Annotated in this window: 1 protein-coding gene; it reads right to left on the reverse strand. The window is 34.2% G+C overall.

All coding sequences use genetic code 11. The features are described 5' to 3' along the window. Positions 1 to 473 (reverse strand): hypothetical protein (locus tag FC36_RS07115; RefSeq protein WP_156409544.1); only part of this gene is annotated, 473 nt, incomplete at its 3' end. Positions 474 to 564: the final 91 nt, after the last annotated feature.

Genomic DNA, 564 nt, shown 5'->3' on the forward strand with positions numbered 1-564 from the left:
TTAATTTCACGATTGGTAGTTGCATCATAAACAATCATCCAAGCGGATTGTTGACTGTCAGAATCATCAGCTGCATGCCAACCTTCAACATGAAGCTGGCCTTCATCGTTAAGATAAACTGAATCAAAAGCTGCTTCATTAGCATGTGTGTTGGTATGAATTGATTCAGAATCAATTTGATTATCAGTATTGTTAGGTAAAGTTTCTTGGGAGGGAATGTGTGATTGTTTTTTAACGTCATTAGTATCTATTTTTGTACTAATGTTGTTTATGTTTGCGGTATTCTCATTTTTATCAACTACATCTCTGGTAGGTGTGAGAGATGTTGCTTCTGTTTGTTTTTCGGAAATTTGGTTATATGTGTTAGTGTCTATATCTGTAGCAGTTTTGTATGATTTAGTAGAAGTTACCTCAGTTGAGTTAGAAATTGAATTAGCTGAGATAGTATCACCGTGGTTTATTGCTAATCCCATAAAAACTAAAGAAGCAATTATCCAGCCATGCTTGCTGAAGTGCCTTATAATTGTTAGACAAAATCTAACGATTATGAGGTGCTTTTTATAT

Origin of the sequence: Ligilactobacillus equi DSM 15833 = JCM 10991, from assembly GCF_001435735.1 — a bacterium.
GTDB classification, from domain to species: domain Bacteria; phylum Bacillota; class Bacilli; order Lactobacillales; family Lactobacillaceae; genus Ligilactobacillus; species Ligilactobacillus equi.